Genomic DNA, 18005 nt, shown 5'->3' with positions numbered 1-18005 from the left:
TTTTCTCCTGGGTGCTTAGACAGAATTTTTCGCTTACGAGTATACTTTATCAAATTATGTATTATCATAGTTATTAACAATGAATCAGCCAAGGTGAAAGGTGTGCTATGACATTAACGGAATTGAAATACATTGTAATGCTAGCGGATGAAAAACATTTTGGCCGTGCTGCCGATCGCTGTTATGTATCGCAACCAACGTTAAGTGTTGCTGTGAAAAAGCTCGAAGAAGAGCTCGGTACGGCGATTTTTGAACGCAGCAAAAGCTCCGTTTATATCACACCTTTAGGCGAACAGATCATCACTCAAGCTAAGCGAGTGCTAGATCAAGCCAACATGATTAAAGAGTTAGCAACATCTGGTAAAAACCAGTTGAAAGGACCTCTAAGAGTCGGCGCTATTTATACTATCGCCCCCTATTTGTTTCCCTTTATGATTCCAGCTTTGCACACTGCCGCCTCTGATATGCCATTGTCCATTGAAGAGGACCTCACCGAAAATTTACGTCCGAAACTACGTAACGGCGAGTTAGACGCCATTATTGTCGCTCTGCCCTTCCGCGAGCCAGATGTGGTCACTCAGCCGATTTACGAAGAAGAATTTGTTGTGCTGATGCCCAAAAACCACCCATGGACAAAGTTATCGCACATAGAAACCGATCAGCTTTCTACCGATAACTTACTACTACTTGGTAAAGGCCATTGTTTTAGCGAGCAGGTACTAGAAGCCTGCCCACTAGTAAACGAAGGGGAATATGGTGATGGTCGTACTATCGTTAATGGCAGCTCGTTAGAAACCATCCGTTACATGGTGGCATCAGGATTAGGGGTGACTGTATTGCCAAAATCCGCCGTGACCAATATTAATCATGATATGCTAGAAGTTCGCCCTTTCACGGAGCCAGCGCCGAAGCGTACCGTCGCTTTAGCATGGCGCGCTAGCTTCCCTCGACCGAAAGCCATTGAAGCCTTGAGCCAATCCATTCGCGATGCCAGCAAGCACCTTAAGTTATAGAGTTCCGGCATGATGGATGGATTAAACACTCAGGACGTTAGAGAGCTTAAAGGCGTTGGCGATGCCATGGCTGAAAAGCTGGCAAAACTGCATTTGAATACAGTTCAGGATTTGCTGTTTCATTTACCCATTCGCTACCAAGACAGAACCCGTGTTGTGCCAATAGGACAGCTACGCTTTGGTGACGAAGCTGTAGTCGAAGGCCAAGTCACCGGCTGTGAAGTCAAAATGGGCAAACGACGCAGTTTATTGTGCCGCATCAAAGATCATACAGGCACCCTGTGTTTGCGCTTCTTTCACTTTTCCGCCGCACAAAAGAAGCAGCTAGAATCCGGCAAGCGAGTTCGTTGTTTTGGTGAAATCCGTCGAGGCAGTACTGGCTTTGAAATTTATCACCCAGAATACAAGGTGATTGGTGACGACGAGACACAAGTAGAAACGGCTCAACTTACGCCCATCTATCCGCTCACCGACGGTTTAACCCAAACTAAAATCCGCCAACTCTGTGAGCAAGCCTTAGAACGTTTAACGCCATACAATCTACAAGAATGGCTGCCAGACGAAATCCGCACCCAATTCAGCTTGCCACCATTGAGCGATGCTATTCACTTTCTCCATCATCCATCCAAAGAAGCCAATCTAGAATTGTTGCGATCAGGAAGCCATCCCGCGCAATATCGCCTATCTTTTGAAGAGCTTATGGCGCATCAGCTTTCTCTGATTGGCAAGCGAGTGAAAGCCAAGCAAGACGCTGCAATCCAAGTGCAAACTGCAGGAGAGCTCAGCCAGCGCCTTTTACAGCAACTTCCCTTTTCACCAACGAATGCTCAGAATCGCGTTTTCCAGGAAATCCTTAAGGATCTCGGTTCAGGGCATCCTATGCTTCGCTTGGTACAAGGCGACGTAGGATCAGGGAAAACCTTGGTCGCCGCGTTAGCTGCCGCCTCTGTCGTACAGGCGGGCTATCAAGTTGCCATCATGGCGCCCACCGAAATTCTTGCCGAGCAGCACTATATAAATTTTACCCAGTGGTTTGAGCCACTCGGCTTAAGAGTCGCTTGGATGATAGGTAAGCTGAAAGGTAAAACGCGAGAAAAAGAACTCGCTGATATCGCCTCTGGTGCAGCACAAATCATTGTCGGCACCCATGCGTTATTTCAAGATACCGTCGAATTCGATCGCTTGGCTCTCGCAATTATTGATGAGCAGCACCGCTTCGGCGTGCACCAACGTATGGCATTGCGCGAAAAGGGCATGAAACACGGCTTCCAACCTCATCAGCTCATCATGACAGCCACTCCAATTCCTCGAACCTTAGCCATGTCAGCTTATGCGGATTTAGATTGCTCCATCATCGACGAGCTACCGCCTGGGCGAACACCAGTGAATACTATTGTTGTGTCGGATCAGCGTCGACAAGAAGTGATTGATCGAGTGAAAAGCGCCTGCGAAGAAGGCAAACAAGCTTATTGGGTTTGTACCTTGATCGAAGAGTCCGAAGCTCTGCAATGCCAAGCGGCGGAAGACACAGCGATTTTGCTACAGGAGCAACTTGGCGGTTTATCCATTGGCTTGGTGCATGGACGGCTTAAAGCGCAAGATAAAGCCGACATTATGGCCCGATTTAAGGCCGGTGAGATTCAGCTATTGGTTGCCACCACAGTGATTGAAGTGGGAGTAGATGTGCCTAACTCAAGTTTAATGGTGATTGAAAACCCTGAGCGCCTAGGGCTTGCACAGCTTCACCAATTACGTGGTCGTGTGGGTCGAGGTCAAACCGCCAGTCATTGCGTGTTACTTTATAAAGCGCCATTAGGGCAACAGGGCAAAGAACGTCTTTCCACCATGCGAGAAACCAGTGATGGTTTTAAAATTGCGGAAAAAGACCTTGAGTTACGTGGCCCAGGAGAGTTACTTGGCACAAGACAAACTGGACTTTGGGAGTTTAAAGTAGCGGATTTACAACGAGATAAGGGCTTACTTGATGACGTTCAAAAAGCCGCGGCGTTACTGTACCGCCACCATCCTGAGTGTGTTTCCCCACTGTTATCACGCTGGTTGCCTAACCATGACCAGTATTTGAACGTCTAAAATGTACTGATATTATCCGCATTGCCGATGAGGATAAAATTAGGGAATATTTACAACCGTAGTATTTTTGACTTCTTCCATCGCGACGTAGGTACGAGATTCACGAACGTGCGGTAGCGTCAATAATGTTTCACCGAGCAAAAGACGATACGAATCCATATTGGATACTCGCGCTTTAAGAAGGTATTCAAAATCCCCTGCAATTAAGTGACATTCCAATATTTCTGGAATTTCCGTCACGGCGGCTTTAAATTCGTTAAACCCTTCTGGAGACGTTGTCTTAAGTCGAATCTCTACAAACACGAGCAGTCCCGCGTCTACTTTTTTAGGATTAACCAAAGCACAGTAACCTGTGATGTAGCCATTACGCTCAAGCCGACGCACTCGCTCCAAACAAGGTGTCGCACTAAGCCCTACGCGACTTGCCAGTTCTACATTTGATAGACGGCCATTAATTTGTAATTCTCGAAGAATTTTTTTATCTAAGCGATCGAGTGGTTTTGCTGAGTTATCCATCTGATATGGATCTCCTTACATGACTTCAATTTATGACTAAGTCTACCATGCAGATTACAAATTATGGAAAGTGCTTTATTCATTATATTGCATGTGGGTATTCAAATTAAGCACAGTAGATTTCATTCAGGCACTAAAATGATGCGAAAAAATCATTTAGCGCAATAATTCTTTACAAAATTCCTACCGACGCCCCATAAACGAGCATAAAAATAAAGCGATAGCGATGGGAAGCCCTGAATTCTCTAGCATCGATCAGAAAAACCTGCTGTTTACATTTTTATCAATGCCATCATTTGGCACTGCAAAAGGTGTAAAAAATGAGTATCTCCTAACTGTTTTCTTACAGTTTATCCTTGACTACGCCTCAAAAGAGTAATTCTATAGGGGCATGTGATGATCTTTTAGAAGAATCATCTGCATATACCTAACAACAAGAATAATTACATGTTGGCATCAACTTTGCTTCGTTATTAACCACAGACGTAAAACTCTGAACTATAAATTTCAGCAAGATAACAACATATATAAAAACGCCTGGGAGGCTCAATATAATGAAATCGAATGTTTGTAAACTACTTTCGACTGCTGCAATCGCAGCAACCATAAGCACCGGTGCTGCTGCCGCAACACTTGATGATGTTAAGTCAAAAGGCTTTATTCAATGTGGTGTAAGTAATGGTGTTCCAGGATTCTCCAATGCCGATGATAAAGGCAACTGGTCAGGTATTGATGTGGATGCTTGTCGCGCTGTTGCTTCTGCAATCTTTGGCGATGGTCAAAAAGTAAAATTCACTCCTCTTTCTGCTAAAGAGCGTTTCACAGCGCTACAGTCTGGCGAAATTGATATTCTTGCTCGTAACACTACTTGGACTTACACACGTGATTCCTCTTTGGGCTTAGACTTCACCGCAGTCAACTTCTATGACGGTCAGGGCTTCATGGTTCGTAAAGATCTAGGTGTTACTTCTGCGTTGGATCTTGATGGTGCAACCGTTTGTACTGAGCAAGGTACAACCACAGAATTGAACATGGCGGATTTCTTCCGTAAAAACAAATTGTCTTATGTACCAGTTGTCGTACAAAAAGCAGACGAAGCACTATCTGCATACGACCAAGGCCGTTGTGACGTTTACACTACAGATAAATCTGGTCTAGCGGCTCACCGTACCAAGCTTGCAGATCCAGCTGCTCACGTAATTCTTCCAGAAACGATTTCTAAAGAACCACTTGGCCCTGTTGTTCGTCACGGCGACAACCAATGGAAAGACATCGTAACTTGGTCAATGTTTGTTCAAGTTAACGCTGAAGAAATGGACATCTCATCTAAAAACGTTGCCAAGGTCAAAAGCGAAACTAATGACCCAGGCATCAAACGTCTACTAGGTGTTGAAGGTGATATGGGGTCACAACTTGGTCTTCCTGCTGACTGGGCTTACAACATTATCGCTAACGTAGGTAACTACGGTGAAGTGTTTGAGCGCAACGTAGGTCCATCTACTCCAGTAGATCTACCACGTGGTCTTAACGCTCTATGGACTGAAGCTGGCGGCATCATGTACGCGCCACCAGTTCGTTAATACCTAAAGCAACCTGCTTGGGTATTTACCCAGCGGCGAATGCCGCTGGGTTTCTCCCCCCTTCCTTACACATCTGACGAGCATTCCATTGCCTGAACTAAGATGAGCGATAAAACAACTCCAAGCAATAACAGCTTTTTGAATGACGCAGGTAATCGCGCCCTAATTTTTCAAATTGTGCTACTAGCGATGGTGGTCTTTGCGGGTTATTACTTATTTAGTAACCTTCAGTCCAACCTCGACAACCGAGGAATTTCCACTGGTTTCTCATTTTTCAATGAACCAGCTGGCTTTCCAATTCTTATTCACCTAATTGAATACACTGAGGCAAATACATACGGGCGAGCGTTTTTTGTTGCCTTAATCAATACCTTCGTTATTTCCTTATTAGGGATTGTATTAGCCACCATTATTGGCGTAATAATGGGGCTAGCTCGACTATCTAAAAACTGGTTAGTGGCACGTTTAGCCACTGTCTACATCGAAACATTGCGTAATATTCCATTACTACTGCAAATGTTCTTTTGGTATTTTGCTGTACTTGCAGCATTACCAGCACCACGAGATAGCTATGAATTTGCCGACTTCCTATTAAACAAGCGCGGCATTTACTCACCTAACCCAATAGCTCAAGATGGATTTGGATTGGTTATTTTCGGCTTTATTTTGTCGATTGTAGCGTCTATTGGCTTGGTCATTTGGGCGAAAAAACGTCAGACTAAAACAGGCTTATGGTTCCCTGCTTACTGGTCATCTCTTGGCGTTATTGTTGGTGTGACACTCCTATTTTTAGCTGTCTCTGGGTTTCCGATAGAGTTCGACTTACCTCAGAAAAGTCGCTTTAACGTAACTGGCGGTATGGTGCTCCCTCCTGAGTTTGTTGCCGTTTTAGTGGCCTTATCAACTTATACCGGAGCATTCATTGCCGAGATCGTTCGAGCTGGCATATTGTCTGTGAACTGGGGACAAACCGAAGCGGCTCGATCTTTGGGGCTACGTGATAACCTCACTCAACGACTTATCGTATTGCCTCAAGCATTGCGCGTAATTATCCCACCGCTCACTAGCCAATATCTCAACTTGGCGAAAAACTCCTCTCTAGGGGCTGCGATTGCTTACCCTGAATTGGTTGCAGTGGTAATGGGTACGACGCTCAACCAAACAGGTCAGGCAATTGAAACCATAGGTCTTTGTATGTTGGTTTACGGTTCATTGAGTCTATCGATTTCGGTATTCATGAACTGGTACAACAGCAAAATGTCATTAATTGAGCGCTAGGAGGCAGATCATGGCTATTATCTTTAAACCATCACCAAGCCTCCCACCACCGGTTGCATCGGTTGGTGCTGTGGCATGGGTACGTCAGAATTTATTTTCGTCCCCTCTGAATATATTCCTAACTCTTTTCAGCTTGTACCTGATGTATTTGCTCATTCCACCTATCATAGAATGGGGGTTCATCAATGCAACATGGGAAGGTACTTCAAAAGCCGCTTGTACAGGTGGCGGTGCTTGTTGGGCGTTCATAGTTGTCTATTTTGACCAGTTTATGTACGGGTTATACCCTGAGGCAGAAACGTGGCGCATTAATTTAGCCGTTATTTTATTAATCGTTATGGTGGGTGCTTTTGCCATTAAAACGATTAATAAATTGCACCTTTCTCTTGCGATTATCTTTGCTTACCCCGTTGTAGCTTACTTCTTGTTCGCTGGTGGGATATTTGGCCTAGAAGTTGTAGAGACCTCTTTATGGGGCGGTTTGTTTCTTACTGTGCTGCTTGGTGTCATTGGTATCGTTGCCTCCTTCCCATTAGGGGTAGTATTGGCTCTTGGTCGACGCTCAGACATGCCAATCGCAAGATCTGTGTGTGTGGTATTCATCGAAACTATTCGTGCTGTACCATTGATCACTATTTTGTTTATGGCATCTGTAATGATCCCGTTGTTCCTGCCTGAAGGTTTGAACTTCAATAAATTATTGCGTGTTTTGATTGGTATCACCTTGTTCTCTGCAGCTTATATGGCTGAGGTGGTCCGTGGTGGTCTACAAGCGATTCCTAAAGGCCAATATGAAGCCGCTGATGCGATGGGCTTAACCTACTGGCAGTCTATGGTTCTAGTTATTTTGCCTCAGGCACTAAAACTGGTAATCCCTGGAATAGTGAACTCTTTCATTGCTTTGTTTAAAGACACGACCTTGGTTTATATCGTTGGTATGTTTGACTTCTTAGGTCGAATTCAAGCCGCTAACCATGACGCTAACTGGTTAGGAACGACAGTCGAAGGTTATGCCTTTGCAGGTTTTGTCTATTGGGCTATCTGCTTTGGTATGTCTCGTTATAGTATGGCTCTCGAGCGTAAATTAGAAACTGGGCACAAGCGAAATTAGTTAAGAATTTGAGGTCTTTATTATGACAGATACAAACATGGCTCGTGCCCAGCTAGCGCAGGGCGAAGAAGCAATCATCGAATTTAACGATGTAAACAAGTGGTACGGCGATTTTCATGTACTTAAAAACATCAATTTCAGCATAAAGAAAGGCGAACGTATTGTCGTTTGTGGCCCTTCTGGCTCAGGTAAATCAACGATGATACGTTGTATCAACCGCCTAGAAGAGCATCAGAAAGGCTCAATTTTGGTTGATGGTGTTGAGATGAACAACAACCTGAAAAACATCGAAGCGATCCGTAAAGACGTGGGCATGGTGTTTCAGCACTTTAATTTGTTCCCACATCTCACTATTTTAGAAAACCTGACGTTGGCACCAATCTGGGTACGCAAAACACCTAAGAAAGAAGCCGAAGAAATGGCGATGCATTACTTGGAGCGTGTCAAAATTGCTAACCAAGCTTTGAAATTTCCAGGTCAGTTGTCTGGTGGTCAGCAGCAACGTGTGGCTATCGCTCGTGGTTTGTGTATGCAGCCTCGCATCATGTTATTTGATGAACCAACGTCTGCACTTGACCCTGAAATGATCAAAGAAGTATTGGACGTAATGGTTCAGCTAGCCGAAGAAGGCATGACCATGGTGTGTGTAACACACGAAATGGGCTTTGCTAAAACCGTCGCTGACCGTGTTGTCTTCATGGATGCTGGTGAAATCGTTGAAGCGAATGAGCCTCACGAATTCTTCGACAATCCTCAACACGACCGTACTCAGATGTTCTTGAGTCAAATTCTGAATCACTAATCAGTTACTATTCAGAACTAGAACTTAAAATCTGTTATATTCACAAAGCCCCTTTTATAGGGGCTTTTTTTATATACGTCATTCACAACAGGAAAACACATGGACGCTTCCATCGACCTTCAAACAACTCCTAGATTACGCGTGGTACATCTAGCCGATCACACTGGTCGTTTGCAGGTTATTTTCCCTGAAAACAATATGCTTGATATTTCTGCAGTATCACGACTGACGAAACGCCGTTTTGAGCCAGTTAATCATTATCACAGCTCTGGCGACCCACTGATTAAACCAAATAGTGTGACCACAATTTTAGAAGCAAGCATGCTAAAAGAAGCTGTGTTTTCGATTCGAACTAAAGTCGATGGTGCCTATCATGACATTACCTCAGCAGAGTTAGAGGCGATGTTTTCAGGTCCTCTGAATCGCTTTGAAGCCATTTCCATTGATACATCACTCATCAATCGTCCTGTTGATAATCACGAACACGATGAAGAGCAAATTCTTCAGGCCCTTGGTCGATTCCAGTCCATTCGCCTTAAACAGCGAATTGAAGAAACATTAGAAATTCCGCCTTTGCCGGCATCATCTCATCGTATTATTCGCCTTTCTACGGACAAATCCGCGGGCACCGATGAGTTATGTGATGTCATTGCTCTCGACCCAAGTTTGGCTGCTCAAGTCATTAGCTGGGCATCCTCTCCTTACTATGGCGCACCAGGCTCTATAGAGTCTGTAGAGGATGCGATCATACGCGTTTTAGGCTATGACATGGTGATGAACTTAGCGCTTGGTTTATCAATGGGAAATGGCTTTCAAGCACCAGAAGATGGTCCACGTCACTATGAAGATTTTTGGCTCGATTCCGTATCAAATGCCGTATTAATGGAGTCTTTGGTAAAAGCCATGCCTCTGCAAAATCGCCCAAAACTTGGTCATGCTTACCTTGCTGGCTTATTACATAACTTTGGTTACTTGGGCATCAGTACGATTTTACCACCACATTTCTCCATTCTTTCACGTTACCAAGAAGCAAACGCGCACTTGCCCTCAGAACTGGTTGAGATGCAAATATTGCATTTCACCAAAGAACAGTTAGGTTCTTGGCTACTACGTTACTGGAGCCTACCGGATAACATTTGGATGGCGATTCGATACAGCAAAAAACCTCACTACTATGGGGAACACGCGATGTTAGCGAAATTACTGTTTGTCTCTAATCAGCTACGCCATAACAATCCAATAGAGCCTTCTGTGTTACTAGAAATTGGATTAACACTGGAAGAAGCGGAAGACTGCCGTAATGCGATTTATCAAAAATCCGCTGAACTGCATAAGATGGTCGCCTTAATCAATAAAATGAACACCTAACTTCAAATGACAAAGATGCATCAGGCAATAATGAATCCATCTGCCGCACAACAATTTGACTACCGCTGGTCTCCAGTACATCAAATTAATAAAATGAAAGTACCGCAAAAGCTTTGGCCTTGGTTGACCACTAAAGATTCTCTCACTGCGAAGTTACACTGCGTGGGAACATTAATTGTAGAAGTCCTCGAAGACGCCTGGGGAATTCCAACAGCAAGGGAACGAAAGCGCCTGAAGCTAGGACCAAGAGACGCAGCACGCATTCGTACTGTGCTACTCAAGGTCGATGGACAAGCCGTTATTTATGCTCGCTCGGTTATTCCTGCGAAGTCCTTGAAGGGACATTGGCGCCAAGTAAAACAATTACAAAACAAGCCATTAGGCGGCTATTTGTTCCAGCACAGAGCTCTCAAGCGAAGCGGTATCGAAGTCACACAATTACCAAAGCACATGTTCCCAAACCGACCTAATTCAGTGTGGGCACGGCGTTCTGTATTCCACCAATTTGGCCCGGGGATATTGGTTAATGAAGCTTTTTTTGATGAAATACACCAGCTAAAATCACCGTTTGGAATAGTATGAACAAGCTTAAAGACTACGCAGAATTAACACGATTCAACCGCCCTATTGGCTCTTTTTTACTAATGTGGCCAACATTATGGGCTTTATGGCTGGCGGCCGACGGCATGCCGCAATGGCATCTAGTGATTATTTTTGTCCTAGGTGTTTTTAGTATGCGTTCAGCGGGTTGCGTCATTAATGACTTCGCTGATAGAAAAGTCGACGGCCATGTTGAACGAACTAAGAACCGCCCTCTACCGTCGGGTCGAGTGTCTGAAAAAGAAGCACTTCTCCTCTTTTGCGCTTTGTCTATTTTGAGTTTCATCTTGGTACTCTTTACAGACCTAAGAACGATTCTATTGTCGTTTGCTGGCTTGGGCCTTGCTGCTCTGTATCCGTTTATGAAGCGATACACGCATCTGCCGCAGTTGTTTCTTGGTTTGGCCTTTTCTTGGGCGATTCCTATGGCTTACAGCGCACAGGGAGGAGATTTGGCAGACCCTGAGCTATGGATGTTGTTTGTCGCCAACTGTTTTTGGACAATGGCGTACGACACCTATTATGCGATGACAGACCGTCCCGACGACCTAAAAGTCGGTATTAAATCGACAGCAATCTTATTTGGTCGCTATGATTTATTTGTTATTGTTTGCCTACAGGGGCTCACCTTATCTTTATTGACTTGGATTGGCCTACTCGCTGGACTACATTGGTTATACTTTGTGTCACTTGTTGTCTGTGTTGGTTTGTTTTATCAACAATTTAAACAAGCAAAAGAGCGCGATAGACAAGCTTGCTTTCGTTCTTTTTTAGACAACAACCGCATTGGGTACTGTGTCTTTATTGGCCTAGTACTAAGCTATTTTGTGTAATATGTGGCAAAGTTGTGACAATGTAATCGAATTGTCACAATTGGTCGCTTTAATGAAACCGTTCCTGAGATGAGGATGAATCCTGTGACCGGTAAAAAAGTATTAATTATTGATGACGAATCTTCCATACGCGAAATGATAGCCATAGCCCTTGAAATGGCGGGTTACGAGTATTTGGAAGCAGAAAATATCCAGCAAGCCCATGAAATCATTGTAGATCATCGACCAGACCTAGTGCTTGTCGATTGGATGATGCCAGGGGGCAGTGGCATTGAGCTAACACGTCGCTTGAAAAAAGACACGACGACGGCGGAAATTCCCGTCATTATTTTGACAGCGAAAAGTGAAGAAGATAATAAAATACAGGGCCTAGAAGTCGGTGCTGATGATTATATTACGAAACCTTTTTCACCAAGAGAGTTAGTTGCACGCCTAAAAGCCGTATTGCGTCGCGCAACACCACAAGGTGTTGATGAGCCTATTGAAATCGAAGGCCTAACGCTTGACCCAATCAGCCAACGCGTCACCATTGGTAGCCGTCCTTTGGAAATGGGGCCAACAGAATACCGTTTGCTCAAGTTCTTAATGACCCACCAAGAGCGTGCATACTCTAGAGCACAATTATTAGATCAAGTATGGGGCGGTAACGTTTACGTTGAAGAGCGTACAGTAGACGTTCACATTCGTCGCTTACGCAAAGCCATTGGCAGTACTCATGATTTCTTGATACAAACTGTACGAGGAACAGGTTACCGCTTTTCAGCAAAAAGGTCCGTATGAAAACCATTTGGCGAAACACCATTCTGAGTTGGCTAGCAGGGTTAGTTGCCTGTGTTGTCATCGGCCTAATCGTTGGGCAATTATTAGGTGTTTTGCTGCTGTATGTTTTGGGCTCTTTGTATTGGCAACTTTATCAGCTTTATCAGTTTCATAATTGGTTACGCTATTCGGGACGCGCAGCCCCCCCAGAAGCCAGTGGTATTTGGGGTGACGTCTTTGACGCTGTCTATCGCCTACAGAAAAAGCAGCGCAAGTCTAAGCGCCGAATGCGCCAAGCCTTAACACGTATTGAAAGCTCGACCACCGCCTTGAAAGAAGGCGTGATCATGGCGGACAATCAAGGTAATTTAGAGTGGTGGAACAATTCCGCAGGGCATTTCCTTGGCTTAATTCGTCACACAGACCGTGGCCAAATCATAACCAACATCGTCCGCAACCCAGACTTCTTCCGTTACTTTAGTCAAAAGCGTTTTGGGGAACCTTTAATCATTAAGTCTCCCGCCAAAGACGGTGTCTATTTAGAAATTCAAACCACTTTATATGACAAAAATGACCACTTGATTTTTGTTCGTGATGTCACACGTTTGCACTTATTAGAGCAGATGCGCAAAGACTTTGTCGCCAATGCATCTCATGAATTAAAAACCCCACTTACCGTAATTAAAGGGTATTTAGAAACTCTCGACATGTTTCGAGACAGCTTACCTAGCAGTATGCAAAAAGGCATCGTCAATATGTCTGAGCAGTCTGAACGAATGGAACAGCTTATCGAAGATCTCTTGTTGCTTTCGCGTTTAGAAAGCAACGACAAACGTGAAGAAAATCAGTGGCATAAAATATCCAACATCATAAACTCCATCACTAATGCGATGGGACCAATCCTCAAAGATTCACACTCACTGTCTTTGCATATTCCAGAAGAGGCGCATTTATATGGCTCCTATAAAGAGCTTTACAGTGCGTTTTCGAACCTAATCGTCAACGCCATCAAGTATTCACCAGATGGTGGCGCCATTACAGTAAAGTGGGAATCAAGCGAATTTAACGGCGTGTTCTCGGTACAAGATAGTGGAATCGGGATTGACCCTCGATATATACCTAGACTCACAGAGCGTTTTTTCAGAGTGGACAAAGGTCGAGGCTCCAAAACAGGCGGCACTGGCTTAGGTCTGGCGATTGTGAAGCATGTATTATTGCATCATGAAGCTAAGTTACAGATTCGCAGCCAGCCAGGTTTTGGTAGTACTTTCTCGTGTCATTTCCCGGCTAACAGAATTAGGAATGATGCTGTAACAGCTGCTATTGCAATTACAACAGACGAAAGCAACGAGTCGCCAAGTGATTAATTAAACCCTCCTCACAGCTTCCCCCTTTACAAGGGGAGGCTGTGAGGAGGGTTTTGATAATGGAAGTTTATAAGCTTTCAAACAACTGACTAATAAAGGCCTCTTTTTCGCTGTCTTGGTCGATCAAGCTTAAAATTACCGTCAAAAAAGTCGAGTCATGTTTCTTCTCAGTCGTTGCTACGGATTGTACATAATAATTTAAGCGATTCGTTACGCCTTTATGCTCCAAATCCAATACAGCCTGCCCCAATACTTGCGGCACGACATCGTCACTCTTAATGAACATGGTCGCTTCGGTCTTACTAAACTGGATAACCATGCAACGAAACTGTTTGCCTTCGAAGCGCACTATGGTCGGGATTTTGACATCCTTTACTGACACAACGGGCGCATCGGGGTTGGTAAACTTGGTGGCTTTTACAGGAGCAGATTTACCCGCTCCCATGAGTACATCGAGTGATGCCGTGCTTACACCACCAGGAGAGGCAGATTCACGAGATTTCTGTGACGTCAGTTTCTTATCAAGCCCATGCTTCTTAGCTGCGGATATGACTTTGTTTGCTAATTGCTCACTAGAAAACGGCTTTCCAAGATAATCCGTTACGCCAGACTGAACAGCTTCCACCACATGGCTTTTATCACCACGGCTCGTAATCATCACAAAGGGCACATCTTCTTTTTTGTATTTAGGCTGCTCTCGACACCATTTAAGCAGTTCAACCCCTGTCATTTCAGGCATTTCCCAATCACACAAAACAATATCGAACTGCGTTTTGGTCAGCATTTGCTGGGCTTTACGGCCATTTACCGCTTCTTCAATCTCGACTGCAGGAAACTGCTTACGCAATGTCCGCCGAATCAAATCACGAGTAAAAGAGGCATCATCAACAACCAATATTTTTAAAGACATCACAAGGTTCCATTAGTGCGATCTAACAAGGCAGAATAATCACCATGCTGTGATCTGAAAACCGAAATCCACAACAGCGTGGCCGCTACAACAGCAATCGGCATCATAAATAAATTTAAAAACGGAATGGTCAAAGACACCATAACAATCCCGCCAAACGTCCAACATAATAAAGGCTTAGCTCGCAATGCCATTCTCATATCATGGAATTTGACCTTATTATTATCAAACGCATAATCCATATATTGCAAAGACAGCATCCAAGCAGAAAATAACAACAGTAATACAGGCGCTATAACATTAACAAGAGGAATAAAAGACAATAAAAGCAACAGAATAAAGCGTGGTAAAAAGTACAGGATTTTCTGACACTCACGCTGCAAACTACGACCAACAATGGCCATAATGACACTCGTGGTTAGCACCTCATCAAAGACTTTACCCGTTTCTTTTTCTTCCACTTTTTCTGCTAGAAACGCCATAAATGGCGCCGCTAAAATATTAACCCCAACCGAAAAGCTGTAAAACAGCAGCACACTAATAATGGCACCGAAAATAAGATAAAACAGCCAATTCAGAAACGAAACCCACTCTGGTAAATACCCCATAGCGGAGTCCATTAAGGACTGAAAATAACTAAACGCCACCATATAAAGTAGTCCCATCAGCACAAAATTTGCCAGTAGTGGAACCAATATAAACACTCTTAACTCTTTCGACAGAACCAAAGGGAATGCTTTAAAAAATGCCCCTGCGGCTTTAAATGGGTGAGTAATCACGATGGCGAATTAACCTTTTCATCTAGTTTATTTCAAGAACCACAGAGTACCACGAGGGCTTTCACGGCTCCACAACGCTATTAGCAATAAGCTCAACCCTTATGTCATTCAAGCACCTTTCGCGTTTTGTACCTCGTTTCCACAACTACTATTCAAAACTGACATTTATTAGACGCATGGGCTGATACGCAATTTCGATTGTGACCTTTTGTGAATTGGTGAACTATGAAACCGTAAGACGAATACGAACCAGTGCTGGTAAACGTCTGAATATAAAAAACGGCACACACAAAAGTTAACTCACAAGGGACACAATCAAAATGAAAAGAACCTTACTCGCCAGTGCCATCATGGCTACTTCTTTTTTCGCTCTGCAAGCTCAAGCTGCAGACGTACCTGCAGGCGTTGAATTAGCCGATAAACAAGAACTTGTTCGTGGTGGCGGTGCAGAACCTGCGACGCTTGATCCACAAAAAATGGAAGGCACACCTGGCTCTATTCGTTCAAAAGACTTGTTTGAAGGTCTATATAACCAAGATGGTGATGGCAACCAAGTTCCTGGTGTTGCCACCAGCTATGATGTAAGCGATGACAATACGCAATACACTTTCCACCTTCGTAAAGACGCAAAATGGTCTAACGGCGATCCTGTGACAGCCGAAGACTTTGTTTACGCGTTTACTCGCTCAGTTGATCCGGCACTGGCATCTCCGTACGCATGGTTCATGGAAATCCCATCCATTGTGAATGCGAGTAAAATCATTGCTGGTGAAGCAGACCCTTCAACTCTTGGCGTAAAAGCACTAGATGCCCATACATTCCAAGTGACACTTGAGCGTCCAGTGCCTTACTTTGTAAAAATGACGTCTCACCAAAACATGTTTCCTGTGCCGAAAAAAGTCGTCGAAAAATGGGGCGATGACTGGACAAAACCAGAACACATGGTATCCAACGGCGCGTACAAAATGGACGAGTGGATCGTCAACGAAAAAATGGTCTTCACTCGTAACACAAACTATTGGAACGATGCCAAAACCATCATCAACAAGGTGACTTACTTGCCAATAGAATCGCCCAACGCCGAGCTAAAACGTTTCCAAGCAGGCCAAATGGATCTTAGCTATGAGATACCAAACGACCACTACAAACAGCTAATCCGCGATATTCCAGACCAAGTTGTGGTCACACCAAAGCTGGGAACTTATTACTACCAGTTCAATACCACTAAAGCACCATACAACGACGTACGCGTTCGTAAAGCCTTGTCTTATGCCATCGACCGTAACGTGATTGCAAAATATGTAACAGGCACAGGTGAGCTACCTGCCTACTCTTTCACACCAGAAGTTGTGAATGATTTCTCACCAGCCACGCCTGAATATGCGACATGGACACAAAAAGAGCGTAACGAGAAAGCCGTAGAATTATTAGAAAAAGCGGGCTACAGCAAAAGTAACCCTTTGTCTTTCAGCTTGCTTTACAACACCAATGAAAACCACAAAAAAATCGCCATTGCGATTGCGTCAATGTGGAAAAAAACCTTGGGGGTGAACGTCACATTGGAAAACCAAGAGTGGAAAACTTACCTAGAAACGAAGAAACATCAGCAATTTGATGTGGCGCGTGCAGGTTGGATTGGTGACTACAACGAAGCCTCTACCATGTTAGACCTACTAACCACTACTCACGGTAATAACGACGGTAAATACAGCAACACAGAATACGACAAGCTGTTGCACGATGCTCGAACCATGCAGCATCCAGCCGCGAACTATAACAAAGCAGAAGAAATCGCCATTGAACAAGATATGGCCGTTGCTCCTATCTACCAATATACCGAAAAGCGTTTAGTAAAAAGCTACCTAGGCGGCTACATGCCTAACCCAGAAGACAACGTTTATGCGCGCGATATGTACATTATCAAGCACTAAGACGTTGTTTTATCACATTGAGTTTTTCCAACATGTAAAACCGATGTAAACACCATGCCCAGCGTAAAAGCGCTGGGCATTTCTTGAATTTCCTATAGGTTCCTAGCATTAGCCGTTGTTTATAGCGCCTAGTCCGGTAATTTTTATGCTGACATTTATTTCAAAACGCATTTTAGAAGCCATTCCGACATTGTTAATCTTAATTACAGTCTCGTTTTTTCTAATGCACTCTGCTCCTGGCAGTCCATTTTCAAGCGAACGTACGTTACCACCTGAAGTGTTGGCAAACATTAACGCAAAATACCATCTAGATGAGCCGGTAATTAATCAATATTTTTATTATCTTGGCGGCCTACTTCAAGGCGATTTAGGGCCTTCTTTTCGCTATAAAGATTTCACTATAAACGAGCTGATAGCGCAGAGTTTTCCTGTCTCGGCTGAAATTGGTATTTGGTCATTTCTGGTTGCCTTATTGATTGGCGTGGGTTGCGGCATTGTCGCGGCCTTAAGACAAAATTCGTGGCTAGATTACAGCGTCATGGGCTTTGCTAACCTAGGCATTGTGTTACCCAATTTCGTTTTAGCACCTTTGTGTATCCTATTTTTTTCTATTTATAACCATTGGCTGCCACCCGGCGGCTGGAATGGTGGTGCTTGGCCTTACTTGGTAATGCCAGTAATCGCTATGTCCACCAGCTACATTGCACAAATCGCCCGTATTACCCGCGGCAGCATGATAGAAACCATGCACTCCAACTTTATCCGCACCGCGCGAGCAAAGGGTTTACCGAAATATCGCATCATTTTTCAACATGCCTTACGTCCTGCTATGTTGCCCGTAATTTCTTACCTTGGGCCTGCATTCGTCGGCATTGTGACAGGCTCTGTAATTGTCGATGTGTACTTTGGTACCGGCGGTATTGGTCAGCACTTTATCAATGGCGCATTAAATCGCGACTATTCCATGGTCATGGGTGTGACTATTTTGGTCGGCACATTAACGATTCTATTCAATGCCATCGTCGATATTTTGTACGCTGTTATTGACCCGAAAATTCGCTACTAAG

Annotated in this window: 16 protein-coding genes; 13 read left to right on the top strand and 3 right to left on the bottom strand. The window is 44.2% G+C overall.

Going from position 1 to position 18005, the window contains the following annotated elements:
• The first annotated feature begins 107 nt into the window (after nt 1-107).
• Together DFP77_RS06100 and recG are read left to right on the top strand one after the other, a co-directional pair.
• Nucleotides 108-1013 carry a hydrogen peroxide-inducible genes activator gene (locus DFP77_RS06100; RefSeq protein ID WP_114411395.1) on the top strand — a complete coding sequence of 302 codons (906 nt, stop codon included), beginning with the start codon at nt 108-110 and terminating at the stop codon, nt 1011-1013.
• Between the two features lie 9 nt (nt 1014-1022).
• Nucleotides 1023-3104: an ATP-dependent DNA helicase RecG gene (gene recG, locus DFP77_RS06095; RefSeq protein ID WP_114411394.1), complete on the top strand. Its 2082-nt coding sequence runs from the start codon at nt 1023-1025 to the stop codon at nt 3102-3104.
• 39 nt (nt 3105-3143) lie between these two features.
• Here the strand turns inward: recG and lrp are convergent, their stop codons facing one another.
• Complete coding sequence (gene lrp / locus DFP77_RS06090; protein ID WP_110577100.1) at nt 3144-3620, bottom strand: leucine-responsive transcriptional regulator Lrp; 477 nt, start codon at nt 3618-3620, stop codon at nt 3144-3146.
• A gap of 554 nt (nt 3621-4174) precedes the next feature.
• On the opposite strand from lrp, the gene DFP77_RS06085 reads away from it, so the two are divergent.
• From DFP77_RS06085 to phoR, 9 genes are all read left to right on the top strand, one after another.
• The gene (locus DFP77_RS06085; RefSeq protein ID WP_114411393.1) at nt 4175-5200 is read left to right on the top strand and encodes an amino acid ABC transporter substrate-binding protein; all 1026 of its coding nucleotides are present in this window, start codon (nt 4175-4177) and stop codon (nt 5198-5200) included.
• Between the two features lie 102 nt (nt 5201-5302).
• Entirely contained in the window at nt 5303-6478 is a 1176-nt protein-coding gene (locus DFP77_RS06080; protein WP_114411392.1) for an amino acid ABC transporter permease, read from the top strand.
• A 10-nt stretch (nt 6479-6488) separates the two neighbouring features.
• Nucleotides 6489-7589 (top strand): amino acid ABC transporter permease, encoded by a 1101-nt coding sequence (locus tag DFP77_RS06075; RefSeq protein ID WP_114411391.1) that lies wholly within the window; start codon nt 6489-6491, stop codon nt 7587-7589.
• 22 nt (nt 7590-7611) lie between these two features.
• On the top strand, nt 7612-8391 hold the full coding sequence (locus DFP77_RS06070) for an amino acid ABC transporter ATP-binding protein (protein WP_114411390.1): 780 nt from the start codon (nt 7612-7614) through the stop codon (nt 8389-8391).
• A 99-nt stretch (nt 8392-8490) separates the two neighbouring features.
• Entirely contained in the window at nt 8491-9759 is a 1269-nt protein-coding gene (locus DFP77_RS06065; protein WP_114411389.1) for an HDOD domain-containing protein, read from the top strand.
• Nucleotides 9760-9765: 6 nt separating this feature from the next.
• The gene (locus DFP77_RS06060; protein WP_239544473.1) at nt 9766-10341 is read left to right on the top strand and encodes a chorismate--pyruvate lyase family protein; all 576 of its coding nucleotides are present in this window, start codon (nt 9766-9768) and stop codon (nt 10339-10341) included.
• Nucleotides 10338-11192, top strand: a complete 855-nt coding sequence (ubiA, locus tag DFP77_RS06055; protein WP_114411388.1) for a 4-hydroxybenzoate octaprenyltransferase — start codon at nt 10338-10340, stop codon at nt 11190-11192. The genes DFP77_RS06060 and ubiA overlap by 4 nt, the downstream gene beginning before the upstream one ends.
• 84 nt (nt 11193-11276) lie before the next feature.
• Nucleotides 11277-11972, top strand: coding sequence for a phosphate regulon transcriptional regulator PhoB (gene phoB, locus DFP77_RS06050; RefSeq protein WP_114411387.1), 696 nt, complete (start codon nt 11277-11279; stop codon nt 11970-11972).
• Nucleotides 11969-13318: a phosphate regulon sensor histidine kinase PhoR gene (gene phoR / locus DFP77_RS06045; RefSeq protein WP_114411386.1), complete on the top strand. Its 1350-nt coding sequence runs from the start codon at nt 11969-11971 to the stop codon at nt 13316-13318. The genes phoB and phoR overlap by 4 nt, the downstream gene beginning before the upstream one ends.
• 67 nt (nt 13319-13385) lie before the next feature.
• Here phoR and DFP77_RS06040 read toward each other — a convergent pair whose 3' ends face one another.
• Both DFP77_RS06040 and cysZ read right to left on the bottom strand, forming a co-directional pair.
• Complete coding sequence (locus DFP77_RS06040) at nt 13386-14228, bottom strand: response regulator (protein WP_114411385.1); 843 nt, start codon at nt 14226-14228, stop codon at nt 13386-13388.
• Nucleotides 14228-15007 carry a sulfate transporter CysZ gene (gene cysZ / locus DFP77_RS06035; protein WP_114411384.1) on the bottom strand — a complete coding sequence of 260 codons (780 nt, stop codon included), beginning with the start codon at nt 15005-15007 and terminating at the stop codon, nt 14228-14230. The genes DFP77_RS06040 and cysZ overlap by 1 nt, the downstream gene beginning before the upstream one ends.
• Nucleotides 15008-15327: 320 nt before the next feature.
• On the opposite strand from cysZ, the gene DFP77_RS06030 reads away from it, so the two are divergent.
• Nucleotides 15328-16938 carry a peptide ABC transporter substrate-binding protein gene (locus DFP77_RS06030; protein WP_114411383.1) on the top strand — a complete coding sequence of 537 codons (1611 nt, stop codon included), beginning with the start codon at nt 15328-15330 and terminating at the stop codon, nt 16936-16938.
• Between the two features lie 145 nt (nt 16939-17083).
• A complete protein-coding gene (oppB, locus tag DFP77_RS06025) occupies nt 17084-18004 on the top strand; it encodes an oligopeptide ABC transporter permease OppB (RefSeq protein ID WP_114411382.1) in 921 nt (306 codons plus the stop codon).
• Nucleotide 18005: the final 1 nt, after the last annotated feature.

It is taken from the genome of Marinomonas foliarum, assembly GCF_003337275.1.
In the GTDB taxonomy this organism is placed as follows: domain Bacteria; phylum Pseudomonadota; class Gammaproteobacteria; order Pseudomonadales; family Marinomonadaceae; genus Marinomonas; species Marinomonas foliarum.
The sequence above is the reverse complement of the archived record's forward strand: the minus strand, read 5'-3'. Positions and strand labels throughout refer to the sequence as shown.